Raw genomic sequence first — 1,225 nt, forward strand, 5'->3', positions numbered from 1 at the left:
CTGGGCAACCCGGCCCAGCCCTGTGCCGAATACCAGTTCCTGGGCGAATTCCTGCACTCCTACCTGGACACCTTCAGCCACCGGGACAAGGACAACCGGCCGTTCGATGCCATCAGCGCGAAGCTGGGCATAGGGCATGGGTTTGCGGGGTCCGAGCCGGATTACACCTATGACGAGGACATGCCAATACTGGGGAATATGCCTGATCCAGAAGTGCCTTATTGGGACAAGCGGGAGTATCGATCGCTGCAAGGGGAGAAGGCGGTTTATGAGTTTTTAACGGCGTATGGAACTAGGCCTGCGCTGGGGTTTGAGGAGATCAGGAATGTGCTAGAGAGATTCAATGCAATTAGAGAGGAAGGGAAAGACTTTCCTAAGAAGATTGATTTCCTGCAAAAATCCGTTAATAGATTCATTGCCAATGGAAAATTAAATCCAAAAGGAAAGAATGACAAAGAAAATAAAGAAATAAATTTTCTTGATAAGATGAGCGAGAAATATGATAAAGATCAGGCGCAAATCAATAGAGAGATTTTCCTAGGAGATCTTATCGGGCAGGAAGAAAAATACCCAGGGGTTTGCCTTCCGGGGAGCAGCGTATGCAAAGAGGTATGATCACTCTATTCTTGATGCTTAATTCCGTACTATTGATTGAATGTCATTCAAATCAAAAAAAACAGCTAACAACAGAAGAATGGGCGGAGCGTCGTCACCCACCTAGCGATACTTCCCCCCTACCGGAAGGGTGCAAAGCGATTAAATATCTCGGAGGCTATTATCCCATAGCAGCGGCTATTAGAGGCAATGGCCGTTATTGTGTAATTCACGATTTTATACAGCGAAAGGCCATTGATTGGATAGAGGGTGGAATAGAGCATGGTTCACCCACGGATAGTCAAGGTGATGGTAGCGTACTGACTTTTTACAAAAACAGTCTATCTGAATTAGATTTGAGGGAACATCTAATCTCCGGTAGACCATTTAAGAATGTAAATGGAATAGGAATATTGGGTAATGATCAAGTTTTTTTAAAAGTTCATAACGGAAAAATAGAGACTCCTGGGGGTTTTGGCATAGGTGTTGAGATGGCGCCAAATATTATGATAAATAAAAGAATGAAAATGCTGACAGAAGACACTGTTGTTACAAAAGAATCCAACTGGAACCCGGAAACCGAGGCTTTTAACAAAATCCCTTGGGATTATTTCCCACCCACCTTCTACAC

Annotated in this window: 1 protein-coding gene and 1 pseudogene; both read left to right on the forward strand. The window is 44.2% G+C overall.

Annotation, left to right across the window (positions count from 1 at the left end):
- The coding region (locus ACF8ME_RS11400) for a DUF3939 domain-containing protein (protein WP_392416449.1) at positions 1-615 on the forward strand (615 nt) is incomplete at its 5' end.
- Positions 612-1,225: pseudogene (locus ACF8ME_RS11405) on the forward strand (hypothetical protein); the annotation flags it as partial. The gene ACF8ME_RS11400 and the pseudogene ACF8ME_RS11405, both read left to right, overlap by 4 nt.

This window comes from Delftia sp. WSY_7 (genome assembly GCF_043104845.1).
Lineage (GTDB): Bacteria > Pseudomonadota > Gammaproteobacteria > Burkholderiales > Burkholderiaceae_C > Comamonas > Comamonas tsuruhatensis.